Source organism: Rhodoferax sp. GW821-FHT02C08, from assembly GCF_059421805.1.
This window is the reverse complement of record NZ_JBWKVR010000001.1, coordinates 237,131-252,260: the sequence shown is the minus strand read 5'-3', so window position 1 is coordinate 252,260 and position 15,130 is coordinate 237,131. Positions and strand designations below refer to the sequence as shown.

Below are 15,130 nucleotides of genomic sequence, written 5' to 3'. Positions count from 1 at the left end.
GGGTTCAACTCTCCAGGGCTTCTAGCAGTGCTTGCATATCCAGCAGGTCTTGCGCTTCGCTTTGCTGCGCAGCACCTGCTTCACGCGCCAGTACGGCGGCCATATCTGCAAGGACGGGGTGTTCAAAAAATACGGCGAGAGACAGGTCCACGACAAGCTGGGTACGGACCCTGGCACAGACCTGAGTAGCCAGCAGGGAATGCCCACCCAGCGCAAAGAAATGCTCGTCCAGCCCCACACGCGGCAGCTGCAACACCTCGGCCCAGATCGCCGCCAAGGCCTGCTCCATCGGCGTGCCCGGCGCCCGGTACGCCCTCTCCTGCGCTCGCGGCTGCGGCGCCGGCAACGAGCGCCTATCCAGCTTGCCGTTGGCCGTCACCGGCAAGGCGTCCAGCTGTATCAGCTGCGCCGGCACCATGTATTCGGGTAGTTGCTGCGCCAGTTGCTGGCGCAGCTGTTCTTCTTGCAGTGGTTCTTGCTGCTGCTCTTGCTGCTGGGCCACCCAGTAGCCCAGCAGCTGCGCACTGGCGCCCTCCCCGTGCACCACCACTGCGGCTTCACGTACGCCCACACAGGCCAGCAGCCGGGCTTCGATCTCGCCCAGTTCGATGCGCAGGCCGCGCAGCTTGACTTGGTGGTCCAGTCGGCCCAGGTAGTCCATGCCGCCGTCGGCTCTCCAGCGGACCTGGTCGCCGGTGCGGTACAGGCGGCTGCCGTGGCCCCAGGGGTCGGGGATGAAGCGTTCGGCGCTCAGGCCAGGGCGCTGGTGGTAGCCGCGGGCCAGTTCGGGGCCACCCAGGTAGAGCTCTCCGGCTACGCCCACGGGCAAGGGGTTGAGGCTGTCGTCCAGCACCCAGGCGCTGCGGTTGCCCACGGCCGTGCCTATGGGCAGATAGGGGCTGTGCTGCCACTGTGCCGGATCGCTGTCCGGGGTGGTGGTCCACAGCATGGGGGAGATCACGGTTTCGGTGGGGCCGTAGCCGTTGATCAGGGTGGCCGGGGCGAAGACCTGGCGCACGCGTTCGAAGTGTTCGCGTGACAGGGCTTCACCACCAAAGGCGAGAACGCGCAGGGCCGGGGCCGGGGTATCCGGCGCAGGATGCTGCAGCAAGCTGTGGGCGGCTTCGGCCAGCTGGACCAGGTAGCTGGGGGGGAAGGCGGCAACGGTGGTGCCGTGGCGGGCCATCTGGGTGCAGGCCTGGGCCGGGCTCCACAGGCTGGGGTCGCTGATGAGGAGCTCGGCTCCGAACAGCAGGGGCATGAGCCAGTATTCATGGGCCAGGTCGAAGTTGATGGAGGCGAAGTGCAGGACTTTGTCCTGCGGCCCCATCTGGTAGCGCTGGCCTATGGCCTGGCAGTGCCGGGCCAGGGGGCCGTGTTCGACGCAGACGCCTTTGGGCTGGCCGGTGGAGCCGGAGGTGTAGATGAGGTAGGCGCTTTGGGCGGGGTGGATGGCCACGGCGGGTGCGGTGGCGGGCCATGCCCCTTCCGTGTCTTCGGTGTCTTCGATGTAGAGGATGTCCAACTGTTCTGGCGAGAACTTCAACCAGGGGGCGTCCAGGCTGCGCTGGGTGAGCAGGTGGCGGATGCCGGCGTCCTGGCACATATAGGCCAGGCGCTCCGATGGGTAGCCGGGGTCCAGGGGGACGAAGGCGCCGCCGGCTTTGAGGATGGCCAGGAGGGCGATGACCATGTCCGGGCTGCGCTGCATGCTGAGGCCGACGCGGACTTCGGCGCCTACGCCGTGGGCGAGGAGGCGGTGGGCCAGGCGGTTGGAGCGTTCTTCCAGGTCGTGCCAGCTGACGACGGTGTCGCCCTGGCGCAGGGCAACTCGGGGGCCCAGGGTGTGGGCCTGGGTACCCAGGGCCTGGGGGAGTGGGATGAAGGCTGACGGCTTTGGGTGCAGGGCTGCGGTGTTCCAGTGCTGCTGTTGGTGCAGCTCCGCGGGGCTGAGCAGGCGCAGTTGGTCCAGCCGGGTGTGGGGGGCCTGGATGGCGTGTGCCAGCAGCACGCCCAGGTGTGCGCCCAGGCGCTCTACTGTCGCCGCTTCGAATAGCTCGGACGCGTAGACCAATGTGCACGTTAGCTTGCCGTCGGCACGTACTTCGGTCTGTAGCACCCAGTCAAACATTTCCAAAGCAGACAAAGGCCATTCAGATGGACAAAAAGCCACGCGCACCGCAGCGGCCTGCCGATCGCCTTCCATGGCTCGCCAAAGCACGTCCAAGGGTATGTGGTGGCCGCGACTTGCCGCCAAGGCAAGGCCTACCGCTTGCCGAAGATCTGCAAAAGATTGCTGCGCTACAGGAGAGGCCTGCAACAGCAAGAAGGCCTTCTCACCGGGCACCGCGATACGAATATTCGCCTGGCCGCTGTAGCGGTGCAATACCGCTAAAAATGCTGCGAGCAAGGTCAGCTCCCCGCCCTGCCCCACCTGCACATCTGGCGTTAAAACATGGCGCCGCATCAGGCGCGATGGCACTACCGGACGAGGCCGGGCGTAGGGCAAAACCAATTCGGGATGCCCGTGTTTCCAATGCGCACGCCAATAGGCAAGGTGCTGCTCAAACTCGCTCGCAATCATGGTGTCGTCTCATGTATCGCAGCCCAAATGACGGCCGCACAGTGTGAAGACGAACCAAGCAAACACATTTTTAGTGCACGGCTGCGCCACGGCCTAATGATTTGCGGCGCTCAATCGTCTATAGGCTGATGCCCACTCTCGTGAATTCCATGAAAAACTCCCCATCCCAGAAGAGCCGGCCGGCGACCCGACTGCTGCTCTCCTTACTCCATCTTTCACGCTGGCCTTTGGTCGTAGCCATGCTGGCGTGCATCGTCAATGGGCTGTCCAGCGTCTCGCTGGTAGCGCTGATCAACCAGGCCATCACCGCCCCGTCCGAAGGCCTTTCCGCGCTGGCTTGGCGTTTCGCCGCATTGGCAGTACTCACCTTGGTGAGTCGCATCGTCAGCGGCGTGCTGTTTGCCCGCCTCAGCCAAACCACGATGGGCAAGATGCGTGAACATATTTCGCAACGCGTGGCCCATGCCGCATTCAGAGACCTGGAAACACTGGGCGCGGCACGTGCACAGTCCATCGTGACCGAAGACGCCACCAATGTCTCCATGCTGTTCTTTGCGCTACCCAATCTGTTGATCCACGGCTCCATCGTTGCCGGTTGCCTCGCCTATCTGGCCTGGTTGTCCTGGCCGGTATTTCTGTTGGCCAGCGCGGTAGTGGTGGTAGGTTCGCTGGGCTACCGGATGGGTGATGTGCGGGCCATCCGGGCACTGGAAGCCGCCGGCCTGGCCCAGGACCGATTGTTCGGTTACTTCAATGCCTTGTTCACCGGCGCCAAAGAGCTCAAGCTGCACCACGAGCGGGTCAACAGCTTCATGCGGGAGTCACTTAACCCGGAAATCGATGCAGTCCGCCAGCACCGCACAAAAGCGTTTGCCTCCTACGCAGTCGGGGTGGGCTGGATCCTTTTCTTGTTCTATGTGTTCTTGGGCGTGGTGATCTTCCTGCCCAACCAGTTTGCCGCGATGGACGCCACAGTGCTGGCCGGCTATGTGATCGTGTTCCTGTTCATGCTGATCCCGCTGGACGGCCTACTGAACAACCTCCCCACGCTGAATGCGGCCCGCGTCTCGCTGGACCGCATTGAAGACGTTCTGCTGGAATTACCCGAGGCTCAAAACGAAACCCCAGCGGTTGCCATTTCCCACTTCCAGAGCCTGAGCATCCAAGGGCTGACACACCGCTACTACCGTGAGAAAGAAGACGGCGTATTCCAATTCGGCCCCATCGATCTGGAATTCAAGCCTGGAGAACTGACCTTTCTGGTGGGTGGCAATGGCAGCGGAAAAACCACGTTGGCCAAACTCCTGGTGGGTCTGTATGCGCCAGAAAGCGCCGACATCCGCCTGGACGGGAAGACCGTTACCGACGCCAACCGCGCGCAGTATCGGCAGCTGTTTTCAGCGGTCTTCTCAGACTTTCATTTGTTCGAGTCGCTGTTGGGCATTGGCACGGGTCAACACGATCTGGATGCGCGTGCCAATGCCCTGCTGACCAAGCTGCATCTGGACCACAAAGTGCGCATCACTAACGGTGCCTTCTCAACCCGCGAACTCTCCCAAGGCCAGCGCAAACGGTTGGCTCTGGTGGTGGCGTATCTGGAAGATCGGCCGTTCTACCTGTTCGACGAATGGGCTGCAGACCAGGACCCGGTGTTCAAGGCCGTTTTCTACCAGGAGTTGTTACCGGAACTGGCTGCTCGCGGCAAAGCTGTTCTGGCCATAACCCACGACGACCGCTACTTCCACCTGGCAGACCGTTGCATCAAACTGGAAAACGGTAGGGTGATGGAAACCACCACACACCAGGAAGCGATCCCTGTTGCCGCCTGAGCGGTCAAGAACTTGTCGGCAGATGCAGATCACTGCGCTGGGATGGAAACACCCCTTGCTGCCTGCAACATCGCATCCCTCATTTGGTGGGACAGCTGCACCGCCGACATGGGGCCTGCAAAGCCCCAGATGTTGCGCGGCATCAGCGCCATATGCCCCAAGGTACGTGCCGGTACAAAGCGCCAAATGGGAGATGTCAGCTTTTGCGCGATACCGACCTCCGGGCCGGTCGCACTGATCAAGAGTACGGACAAATCGCTCTGCTTCAGCAGATCTTCGGAGGACACAAAAGTCGTGCCCTCTTTGGTAGGCCAATGCGGCCACAGCTTGACGCCCAAGGCCTGGGCCACACCACCCGCCATGCTGTTGGCGGTGTAGCTCCAATACATGTCCTGCAAGCCCAGCTCCTGCAATACAGCCAGGCGCTGGCCACCCAAGCCGGCATCCAACAGGCGCGCGCGGTCACTGGCCAAGGCCGCTTGCACCGCCTGCCGCACCTTCTTGCCTTCCTCGACACGGCCAACAAGCTCCGCAAAGCGGTCGAATATGTTTAAAGCGTGGTCTAGCTGGTTCACCTGCATATCGTTGGCGTAGAAATTGAACAGCACCGTGGGTGCGATACGCTGCAAGGCATCAAACAAAGCCGCGTGCCGAAAGGTAAGCCCCACAATCAGGTCCGGCTTGAGGCGCGCAATGGCCTCCAGGCTGGGCTGCTGGCGCGTACCGATATCGGGCACATGGATAAATCGGGCCTTGTCATAGCCCACCCATTCGCGGTAGCGGTTGGGGTCCACCATGCCGACCGGTGTGACATCCAGCGCTGCCAGCGACTCCGCAAACATGAACTCCAGCACCACGATGCGTTGTGGCTGCTGTGGCAGTGTGGCACTGCGCATGCCCACCACGTCCGCAGCAAGCGCAGTGCCTGCCCACCAACACAGCAATGTCAGAAAAAACGCCCGCATCATGTACGCAGCAAACGCATCTGTTCTGCGACAGCAGGTGCGGGAAGAGTCAACAACATGGGACAGCTGGAACACAGCATTTTTTCTCCGGGTAACAAATAGCGCAGGCAGCACGTGCGCCGCACCCGCAAGGGGTCGGGCAGCTCAGGGTTATCGGGTTTGAGGTAACGGATCACCTGCCACAAAGGGTTAGGCAGCCCAGTATCGAAAAACTCTGCTCGATTCAGCAAGAAGCTCTGATCCAGCTGGGCTTGTGAACTTTCCAGGGCGGTGGATAAAGCGTATTCCAAGGTATGGCCTACGTTGCTCCACAGTACACGCGGAGCCATGCGTACCGCGCCGGCCAAGGCCTCCACCAATGGCGCAAGGTGCTCTACAAACAACGAAGCGTAGCGCACGGCCGGTTCATCAGACACGCCCCCCAAGGCATCGGTCGGCAGATACAAGGCCTGTGGCATGCCATTGCGCAGCAACAGCACGCTGTCCTCCCAGGGCATGTACAGGGGCCGCTTCAACACCAACGCTGCCGCAACGGCCGCAGGCACTACCAGGCTGAAATAGTATTTGCTCCACTGAGACAGCAGCGCACGCGCATTGTCACCGTCGTAGTGCTGTCGCATCGCCGCCAACAGCAAAGGTAGATGCTCAACCAAGTGGCTAACGGGTACCCGCAGGCCTGGGCCTGGGTCGGCCCGGTCGTCCCTCAGATGGACGGCCCGGCCAGCGGATGCACATGCTGGCGGCAGCAAGGTTGCCAGACACGTCACGCACGTGCTCCCTGGCTACGCGAGCGGTTACCGAAAGCCAGCATACCCAGCAGATACGGCGCCCCCATCAAAGCCGTCATTGCCCCTGCGGGTACCTCGGTCGGTGCCAGCAAGGTTCGACCTAAAACATCCGCCAAACCCAACAAAATAGCCCCCAACAGCATGGCCGCCGGCACACGCTGGCGATGGGCATGGAAACCCAACAAGTTCGCAAAATGGGGCGTTACCAGACCCACGAAGACAACCGGCCCCACACTGGCCACCGCGGCGCTGGCCAGCATGGTTGCCAACACCAGCGCCACCAGGCGCAGCCTGGCCACAGGTACACCGAGCGCCGCCGCACTCTGCTCGCCCAGCATGAGCAAATCCAATGGCCGCACGAGCAAATACACCAATGGAATCGCCAGCACCAGCCAGGGCAGCAGGGCCGCGGCATCGGCAGCGCTGCGCCCATAGGTGCCACCCACCAGCCACACCAGAAGACGCGCTTGCTCCACGCTGTTTTCCACCATCAGCCACTGCGAAAGCGCCACACAGAGTCCCCCAAGCGCAATGCCGGTCAAGGCCACCGGCAATGCCGCCAGCCGATGGCGGCGATTCAACAGCAGCGTGATGGTCAGAACCACTCCCCCGCCCGATAGCGCTGCAGCCAGCATCAACGGGCGCGACAACATCGGCGTGGCCACCAGTGCCAACAGCACCGCCAAACCCGCCCCCTGTGTCACGCCCAGAACCTCGGGGCCAGCCAGCGGGTTGCGCACCACGCTTTGCAATAAGGCCCCGCTCGCTGCCAGCAAAGCCCCTGCCATCATCGCCGTCAACAGGCGGAATAGACGCAAGTCCACCAACATCGCCGCAACCGCGTCCTGACCGGAGAAAGCATCCCACCAGCGTGCCGGACTCAACCAAGTCTCACCATAGGCCACAGCACATCCGGCAATGGCCAGTAGCAGGACAAGGCACAGCCCCACAAAGCCCGCAAAGGACGGTTTGAACCGTAGTGCACGCGGGCGCTCTACCTGGGCCCCAGCCAGGACACGGTTGCGGTGGATCAGCACCAACAGCAGCGGAGTCCCCACAACAGCCACCATCACTCCGGTAGATACGGTGGCATCCAGGTGCAGCGCCAGCACCGCACTGTCTGCAGCCAACAAAATCACACCACCCCACAGCGCAGCCAATGGCAGCAAACGCTGCAGCCGGTGAATGCCCGCGGCCCGCAGCATATTGGGCGCGATCAAGCCTATGAAGCCCATGGGACCGGCCACACTGATCGCGCCCGCAACGAACAGCGTGGCAACCACCATGGTGATGAAGCGCAGCGGCTGCAGCGGCACACCAACCATGCGGGCACCGTCGTCGCCCAATGCGGTCACTTCCAGCGAACGCAGCAGCAGTGGCGCTACTGCCAGCGGCACGCACAGCCACCACAGCACCGTCAGCAAACCCTGGGCACCAGGCTGGTACAGCACACCATTGCTCCAGAGGGCCACACTGGCAATGTCATCCTCAAAAATGGTCAGCAACACCGTGGACACCGCGGCGAACATCAAGGAACAGGCCGTACCCGCCAGTACCAGGCGCAGAGGGGATGCCTGCCAACCGCCCGCCGTCAGCATCGCCAGAGTGGCCCCCAGCAAACCACTGGCAAACAGCAGCGGCACGGAAGCCACGCCGCCCAGGGCGGGCAGCATGATGGCGGCAAACACCCCCAGTTGCGCACCGCCGGTGACGCCCAATAAATCCGGCGCCGCCAAAGGATTGCGCGTCAACGCCTGGAACAACACCCCGGATAAGGCCAGCGCAGCCCCTGCCAGCAAGGCCGCCAGCACACGGGGCAGCCTCAGATCAAACAGCAGCAAATGCGCAATCTGCCCCACAGGCGCCGCCGTATCGGACTGCAGCCAGGCCATCACATCCGGCCCCAAGCGCAAACCGGAAAGCAGCAGCGTGCACAACACGCCCAGCATCCCCAGCAGGCTGGGGCAGCCCAAACCCAAACGGGGGTAGGACAGAGTTTGCGCGGTCATGCAGCACGCTGAAGCGCCTGCGCCACAGCGGACCCGCCGTACGAGGGCAAGCACACGGGCTCACCACTCTCAGGGTGGTCCAGCCGCATCATCGGCAAACCAAAGGTTTCTGATAGACAGGCCGGGCGGATCATGGCGTCTGGCGTGCCCTGGTGCAATATCTGCCCGGCACGCATCAGCACGATATGGTCGCTAAAGGCGGCAGCCTGGTTCAGCTCGTGCAGCACCCACACAATCGTCAGGCCTCGCTCGCGGTTGAGCCGGCGCAGCTCCCGCAGCACTTCGATCTGGTGGTGGATGTCCAGATAGGTCGTGGGTTCGTCCAGCAGCAGAATGCTGCACTCCTGGGCCAAGGCCATGGCAATCCAGGCGCGCTGCCTCTCGCCACCTGACAAGGCCGCCACCTGGCGGTCGGCATATGCCTGCAAGCCCGTGGCCGCCAAGGCGTCCGCCACGCTGGCACGGTCCGCGCTGCTGGGGCCTGAAAACATGGAGCCGAAGGCATAACGCCCGTAGGCGACCAGTTCTGCCACCGTCAGCCCTTCGGGAATCTGGTTGAACTGGGCCAGCATGGTCAGCGTCTGCGCCAGCGCCCGGCGTTTGAAGCTGACCAGTGGCCGTCCCCGCACCCGAACCTCTCCCTGCTGCAGAGCCTGCAGGCCTGCCAGACTGCGCAACAAGGTACTTTTGCCACATCCATTGGGGCCGCACAGCGCAGTAATCTTGCCCGGCGCAATATCCAGGCTCAACCCGGCCAGCACTGGCTGATCCTGGTATGCCACGTGGACGTGGTGTGCCGACAAGGCCGGCACGATGGACGCCATGCCAGTCCTATGGCTCATAAAAAATCACCGATGTTGCAAGGCATGCTGTCACGCCGCCTGCCCATGCCCTTGGGCCATGGCCACCAGCACCTTGCGCGGCCCCTTGAAGGGTGCGCGCGCATGGGCTGCCAGCATGTTGTCCAACATCAACACATCCCCTTGCTGCCATGGAAAGACCACCTTGTGCTGCTCCAGTACGGCGCGCACGCGGTCCAAGTCCTGGTCGGGAATCGGACTGCCATCGCCGTAATACACGTTGCGCGGCAGGTTCTCCTCGCCCACGCTGTCCACCAGCACCTCACGCGTATCGGGCTCCAATGCGGAGATATGGAATAGATGCGCCTGGTTGAACCACACTGCATCCCCTGTCACCGGATGCCGGGCCACCCCCTGGCAACGCTGCCGGGTGCGCAACTCGCCGTCGTCGGTCCATTCAAATGCGATGTGCTGTTTGGCGCAATAGACCTCCACCTCAGCCCGGCTATCGGTGTTGAATACCCGCTGCCATGGCAAGTCCAGACCGTTGCCGTAGTTGCGCACGTACATCAAGCCTTTTTCCGCGAACCGCTGGCGGATGTCCGGGTCCATGGCGCGGTAGACCGCACGGCTGTCGGCAATCGGAGTCTGCCCTCCCTCCTGGGCTGCGAGGTCGCAGTAGAACCATATCTTCATGGGCCATTCGCGGGTGTAGGCCTGCTCGTTGTGCAGGGGAATATGCTGGTGCGCGGGATACTCCGTCGAGGTATACACGCCGCCATGCACCTTGCTGCGGGGCGTGGAGCCAAACTCGTAGTTCAGCAACGGATGCCCAAACGACGCCGCAAAAGCGCGAAAAGCCTCGGGACCGCCCACCTCAAAGCCGCTGAACAAAACCCCGCCCACATGCTGTAGATGCTGATCCACCACCTCTTGCAGTTGCGGCTGCACCTGCGCCAAAGCAAGGCCGGGCCGCGCGGGACTGACACGCATAGGAAAACCGGCTTCAATGCGGAGCTCAAACGTTTCAATAACGGGTACTTGCATCTTCAGATGAATCCTTCAAATAAGTGGAAGACAGGGCCACGGCAGCGCAGTAGCCATCAAAGAAGGGCAGCATTTCCACCCGGATCCGGTTGGCATCAAAAGGCAGCACGGCCTGGCTCTGCACGCACCCGCTCGCCAACAGGGATAGCAAAGGCATGTGCTCACCCGCAATGCCTACGCCCACAGCTTTGAGGGCGGCCTCCTTGCCGACCCACAGGCGTAGCAGTTCCGCATGCTGGGCCGCTGGCTCCAGGCTCGCCAAGCGAACTCTCTCCAAAGGCGTGCAGATGTATTCGGCCAGGCCGTCTGTCGCCATCGGCGCTCTTTCTTCAACGTCTACCCCAACCTGCCCGGCCTGGGTCACGGCAATCAGACCCCAGGCGCCTGCATGCGACAGATTGAAATCCAGCCCTCGGATGCCCTGCAGCACGGGCTTTCCAAATGGCGTTCGCACAATTTCTTGCATGGGAGCGCAGCCATATTCCTGCGCCAACACCTGGCGCAAGGCAGCCCGTGCACACGCATAGCGCGCGCGGTCATTGCGCTGCTGCAGGCGCTGCAACTCCTGGTGCTCGGAGGATGCAAGCATGCGCAGCACCGTCGCATCCGGCTCACAACCCAGACGCACATATACCGGCCAGCAACGCACCCGCCCCTGGAATGCAGTTTGAACATCCTCCAAAACATAGCCGCGCTCCACCACCTCCATCACACCCCCTCCGCTACACGGTGCAGCACGCAGGTTTGCAGCCTTTGCAGCAAAACGCGTTGATGCCGGCGCAGGTAAAAATGGTCACCGTCGAACATCTCCAGGCTGAAGTGCCCCACGGTCTGTTGCTCCCAGGCGGCCAGCGCAGACTCGCTCACACAGGGATCGCTCTTGCCGCCAAACACATGGATTGGGCAGGCCAACGGCCTGCGAGGAGCATCTTTCCAATCGGCACACAAACGGAAGTCCGCCGCCAGTACGGGCAGCACCAGATCCATGAGTTCCTGGTTGTCCAGCAATTCCTCTGGCATGCCGTTCAAGTGGCGTAATTCATCTTTCAGCTGTACTGGCTCCCGCAAGGCACGGTAACGATGCACGTCTCGCCAGCCAGGCGCGGCAGTACCGGAAATACACAGAACGACCGGAGCAGCGGCTCCCATGCCGACCAATGCATGGGCCAGCGCATAGGCGACCAACCCACCCATGCTGTGACCGAACAGTGCGTAGGGTGGCGCTACCTGCCCACACAACTCCAGCGCCAGTTGCTCCGCCAAGGCATCCAGACTCTGCGCAAAAGACTCGCCCATGCGGCTTCCACGGCCAGGCAACTCCACCGGTCGGATGTCCAGACCCGCTGGCGGGTTATGGCACCAGGGCGCGTACATGCTGGCGCCCGCCCCAGCACAGGGAAAGCACAGCAACTGCATGGGCACTTAGGCCTGGCCTTGGGCTGCCAGATGCTGGCGCAGACTCAAAGGACGCATGTCCACCCACACCTGCTCGATATGGGCCAGGCAATCCTGCTTGTTGCCGGCAAAGCCGGTGTCTTGCCACCCCGCCGGCAAATCCTTGTAATCTGGCCAGATGGAATACTGCTCTTCGTGGTTGACCACCACGCGGAAATTCGTGTCTTTGCTGTCAAAACCCATGTGCGTTCTTTCTAAACCTGCTCGGCCACATTGGCCGCGGTATGTTGGGTAGACGAACGGCTGCGCGATTTTTTTACACCGTCCCGACTGGCACGGTCTGGCGACGGCATGCCCAGCACACAGGTCTGGCAATGCTCGGTGACTTCACGCACCATGAAGTGCACCAAGGTCTGAGATACACCCAACTCTGCGGCCGCGTCTTTGAGCGAATGCTCGTCAATGCGCACCATTTCAAAGGCCTTGCGGGTACGCTGCGGAAAGCGGTCCAGGGCCTTGGAAACCTGCCGTAGCAAATCGCGGTGCATGGCTATTGCCTCCGGCCCAGCAGCCGGACACGGCACCTCCAAACCATCCTCCGCGTCGATGTAGTGGTAGCACTCGAATGTGCGACGCCGGTAGTGGTCTATGGCCAGGTTGCGCACCACGCGGATCAGATAGGCCAAAGGCTGGCGCAAAGATTCGGGGGGCGCCGCCTCCGCTATCTTGATGAAAACATCGTGCACCACGTCCTCGGCACGGCAACGGCAAGCCGTGATGGCGTTTGCAACATTGATCAACAAGTTCCGATTTTCAATGAGTACGGCTCCGAGCTCGCCTGCCTGTACCAATGCTTCCTGACGCTGTATGTGTTCCATGTCTGTCCAATAAGTGGTTTATCACCTGGACACGCAGTGTATTTTAAATACGAATCATTATTATTTATATTTGTATTATTTGGTAATCTTTCATCCCTAGAAAGATGCATGGACCATCACCAACGTATGTAGACAAGGAGAGTCCATGCATGCACCCCAAACAGATCTTGGTGCACAAGGACAATTGACGGGCATGCGCGCCCTACGCCACGGGCCTCAACGAAAAGCGGTTTTTGGAATACCTGGCGTCAGCGCAGGCAAGGCATCAATTGAGGGTATACAGCTGGCCGGCACACCGCATCCACGAGCGATCGAGAAGGCTCAAGCAAAAGCCGCGTCCGAGCAGTTTCCACACGGGAATTGCTATCATAAACGCAGCTTACAACGCAGATATTACCTGCGCCAGCGGCTCTTTTGTTTAAGAAATCCGCACTGGAATTCCGCGCTCCGCCATGCGCGCCTTGGCCTGGCCTACGGTGTATTCACCGTAGTGGAAGATGCTGGCGGCCAGCACGGCATCGGCACCGCCCAGGCTCACACCGTCGGCCAAATGGTCCAGGTTGCCCACGCCGCCAGAGGCGATCACCGGCACGCTGACTGCGTCGGCCACGGCACGCGTCAAGGCCAGGTCGAAACCGGACTTGGTGCCGTCGCGGTCCATGCTGGTGAGCAGGATTTCACCCGCGCCGCGGCGCGCCATCTCGGCGGCCCAGGCCACGGCGTCTAGGCCGATGTTCTTGCGGCCGCCATGGCTGTACACGTCCCAGCCCGGGCCGCGGATGGCTGCGTCCTCGGCGCTGCGGCGCTTGGCGTCGATGGCCACCACGATGGCCTGGGCGCCGTACTTGGCCGAGGCCGCGTCAATCACATCCGGGTTGCTGATGGCAGCAGAGTTGAAGCTGACCTTGTCGGCACCGGAATTCAGCAGCCGGCGCACATCTTCCACGGTGCGCACGCCGCCGCCCACGGTCAAGGGGATGAAGACTTGTGAAGCCACGGCCTCGATGATGTGCAGTATCAAATCGCGACCGTCGCTGGTGGCGGTGATATCCAAAAAAGTCAATTCATCCGCGCCCTGTTCGTTGTAGCGCGCGGCGATTTCCACCGGGTCCCCGGCATCGCGCAGCTCCACGAAATTGACGCCTTTAACGACGCGGCCGCCGGTCACGTCCAGGCAAGGGATGATGCGTTTGGCCAGCATGGCGACTCCAACAGAACAACAAAAACAGGTTAATCGAGGCTTAGGCGTTGCCAGCCGGCCCACTCGGCACCGGGCTCCAGCTGCACCGGCGTGTTGACTTCGGCAGCCTCCACGCACACCATGTGTAGATAACCGTCGGCCGGCATATCGGCCATAGTGGCGCACTTGGCAGCGCCCGGGTTCCAGACCACGGTGTCACCCAGGTTTTCACTCTGGGCGATGCGCAGCTGCTGCGCGCCATCTACCAGAACCAGGGGTTCTGCCGGGGTTTGGTAAACGCGGTCCACCTCGCCGTCGAAACTAACCACTCCTGGCTCCAGCCGATTGGTTTTAGCCACATCGTCCCAGTAGGGCTGGGCGGCCAGGCCGTGCAGACGCAAACCTGCCAGGTCTTGCACGTTGAGGTAGGTATGCAGGGCCAGGGCAAAGTCCAGTGGCGTGCTGCCCAGGTTCTGCAAGCTAAAGCCGAACTCCACCACGCCCGGCGCCAGATCGACGCGCAGCGTGGCACGGAAGGCATAGGGCCAAATAGCCAGCGTGTCCGCATCGCTGTGCAGCTCGAACTCCAGAGCGTCCACAGTCTGTGCAACAGGCGTCCAGGATGTGTTGCGGGCAAAGCCGTGCTTGGGCAGCGGGCCGCGCATATTGAACTGGGGGAAGCACACAGGCACACCGCCACGGATGGCGGTCTTGCCATCGAACACCGAACGCGGGCTGAGGTACAGGCGCTCTACGCCACCACTAGTCCACGACAGCACGTGCGCACCGTGCAAGGCGACCAGCACGCTGTCGCCACTGCTGTGGCGCAGACGTAGGCAGGGCTGGTTGTGGAAGGTCTCGGCGCTGATCTGCAGATCAGACATCGCCGTAGAAGGTGTCGGCGCGCTCTTGGGCGGATGCGAAATCCAGGTCGCCGGTGTAAATGGCGCGGCCACAGATCACGCCTTCAATGCCTTCGTCTTCGACTTCGCACAGACGCTCAATGTCAGCGATGTTGCTCAGGCCACCGGATGCGATCACGGGCGTGTTCAATGCCTGGGCCAACTTGACCGTGGCATCAATGTTGATGCCGGCCAGCATGCCGTCGCGGCCGATGTCGGTGTAGATGAAGGATTCGACGCCGTAGTCCTGGAACTTCTTGGCCAGGTCCACAACCTCGTGGCCGGTGAGCTTGCTCCAGCCGTCGGTGGCAACCTTGCCGTCCTTTGCGTCCAGACCCACGATGATGTGGCCGCCGAACGCGGTGCAGGCGTCCTGCAGGAAACCGGGGTTCTTGACCGCGGCCGTGCCGATGATGACGTAGCGCAGGCCCGCGTCCAGGTAGCGCTCGATGGTGTCCAGGTCACGGATACCGCCACCCAACTGCACGTCAATCTCGCCACCCACTTCTTTCAGAATCTTGCGTATGGCCATTTCGTTCTTGGGCTTGCCCGCGAACGCGCCATTCAGATCCACCAGGTGCAGGCGCCGGGCGCCCTTGTCCACCCAGCTACGGGCCATTGCGGCGGGGTCTTCGCCGAATGTGGTGGTTTGGTCCATGTCGCCTTGTTTGAGGCGCACGCAATGGCCGTCTTTCAGATCTATCGCAGGAATGAGAAGCATGGTGCCGTGAACAGCAAGTGGAGAAAGAGAGA

Annotated in this window: 14 protein-coding genes; 1 reads left to right on the top strand and 13 read right to left on the bottom strand. The window is 62.0% G+C overall.

What is annotated here, in order from left to right:
* Window positions 1-4 precede the first annotated feature (4 nt).
* Entirely contained in the window at window positions 5-2,584 is a 2,580-nt protein-coding gene (locus AC07VY_RS01220) for an amino acid adenylation domain-containing protein (RefSeq protein WP_495095894.1), read from the bottom strand.
* 149 nt (window positions 2,585-2,733) lie between these two features.
* Here AC07VY_RS01220 and AC07VY_RS01215 point away from each other — a divergent pair, with 149 nt between their 5' ends.
* Window positions 2,734-4,413 (top strand): cyclic peptide export ABC transporter, encoded by a 1,680-nt coding sequence (locus tag AC07VY_RS01215; protein ID WP_495095895.1) that lies wholly within the window; start codon window positions 2,734-2,736, stop codon window positions 4,411-4,413.
* Between the two features lie 29 nt (window positions 4,414-4,442).
* Here the strand turns inward: AC07VY_RS01215 and AC07VY_RS01210 are convergent, their stop codons facing one another.
* The 12 genes from AC07VY_RS01210 to hisA form a co-directional block, all read right to left on the bottom strand.
* On the bottom strand, window positions 4,443-5,309 hold the full coding sequence (locus AC07VY_RS01210) for an ABC transporter substrate-binding protein (protein WP_495095896.1): 867 nt from the start codon (window positions 5,307-5,309) through the stop codon (window positions 4,443-4,445).
* Window positions 5,310-5,377: 68 nt separating this feature from the next.
* Window positions 5,378-6,145: a siderophore-iron reductase FhuF gene (gene fhuF / locus AC07VY_RS01205; protein WP_495095897.1), complete on the bottom strand. Its 768-nt coding sequence runs from the start codon at window positions 6,143-6,145 to the stop codon at window positions 5,378-5,380.
* Window positions 6,142-8,175 (bottom strand): iron ABC transporter permease, encoded by a 2,034-nt coding sequence (locus AC07VY_RS01200; protein WP_495095898.1) that lies wholly within the window; start codon window positions 8,173-8,175, stop codon window positions 6,142-6,144. The genes fhuF and AC07VY_RS01200 overlap by 4 nt, the downstream gene beginning before the upstream one ends.
* Window positions 8,172-9,017 (bottom strand): ABC transporter ATP-binding protein, encoded by an 846-nt coding sequence (locus tag AC07VY_RS01195; RefSeq protein WP_495095899.1) that lies wholly within the window; start codon window positions 9,015-9,017, stop codon window positions 8,172-8,174. The genes AC07VY_RS01200 and AC07VY_RS01195 overlap by 4 nt, the downstream gene beginning before the upstream one ends.
* Window positions 9,018-9,047: 30 nt before the next feature.
* Entirely contained in the window at window positions 9,048-10,022 is a 975-nt protein-coding gene (locus AC07VY_RS01190) for a TauD/TfdA family dioxygenase (protein WP_495095900.1), read from the bottom strand.
* Complete coding sequence (locus AC07VY_RS01185) at window positions 10,003-10,611, bottom strand: 4'-phosphopantetheinyl transferase family protein (RefSeq protein ID WP_495095901.1); 609 nt, start codon at window positions 10,609-10,611, stop codon at window positions 10,003-10,005. Before AC07VY_RS01185 ends, AC07VY_RS01190 begins: the two co-directional genes overlap by 20 nt.
* A gap of 119 nt (window positions 10,612-10,730) precedes the next feature.
* Window positions 10,731-11,438 carry a thioesterase II family protein gene (locus tag AC07VY_RS01180; protein ID WP_495095902.1) on the bottom strand — a complete coding sequence of 236 codons (708 nt, stop codon included), beginning with the start codon at window positions 11,436-11,438 and terminating at the stop codon, window positions 10,731-10,733.
* 6 nt (window positions 11,439-11,444) lie between these two features.
* Entirely contained in the window at window positions 11,445-11,660 is a 216-nt protein-coding gene (locus AC07VY_RS01175; RefSeq protein ID WP_495077318.1) for an MbtH family protein, read from the bottom strand.
* 11 nt (window positions 11,661-11,671) lie between these two features.
* The gene (locus AC07VY_RS01170) at window positions 11,672-12,295 is read right to left on the bottom strand and encodes an RNA polymerase factor sigma-70 (RefSeq protein WP_495095903.1); all 624 of its coding nucleotides are present in this window, start codon (window positions 12,293-12,295) and stop codon (window positions 11,672-11,674) included.
* A gap of 418 nt (window positions 12,296-12,713) precedes the next feature.
* Window positions 12,714-13,496 (bottom strand): imidazole glycerol phosphate synthase subunit HisF, encoded by a 783-nt coding sequence (gene hisF / locus AC07VY_RS01165; protein ID WP_495077315.1) that lies wholly within the window; start codon window positions 13,494-13,496, stop codon window positions 12,714-12,716.
* A 29-nt stretch (window positions 13,497-13,525) separates the two neighbouring features.
* Window positions 13,526-14,359 (bottom strand): D-hexose-6-phosphate mutarotase, encoded by an 834-nt coding sequence (locus tag AC07VY_RS01160; protein ID WP_495095904.1) that lies wholly within the window; start codon window positions 14,357-14,359, stop codon window positions 13,526-13,528.
* On the bottom strand, window positions 14,352-15,098 hold the full coding sequence (hisA, locus tag AC07VY_RS01155) for a 1-(5-phosphoribosyl)-5-[(5-phosphoribosylamino)methylideneamino]imidazole-4-carboxamide isomerase (protein WP_495095905.1): 747 nt from the start codon (window positions 15,096-15,098) through the stop codon (window positions 14,352-14,354). The genes AC07VY_RS01160 and hisA overlap by 8 nt, the downstream gene beginning before the upstream one ends.
* Window positions 15,099-15,130 lie beyond the last annotated feature (32 nt).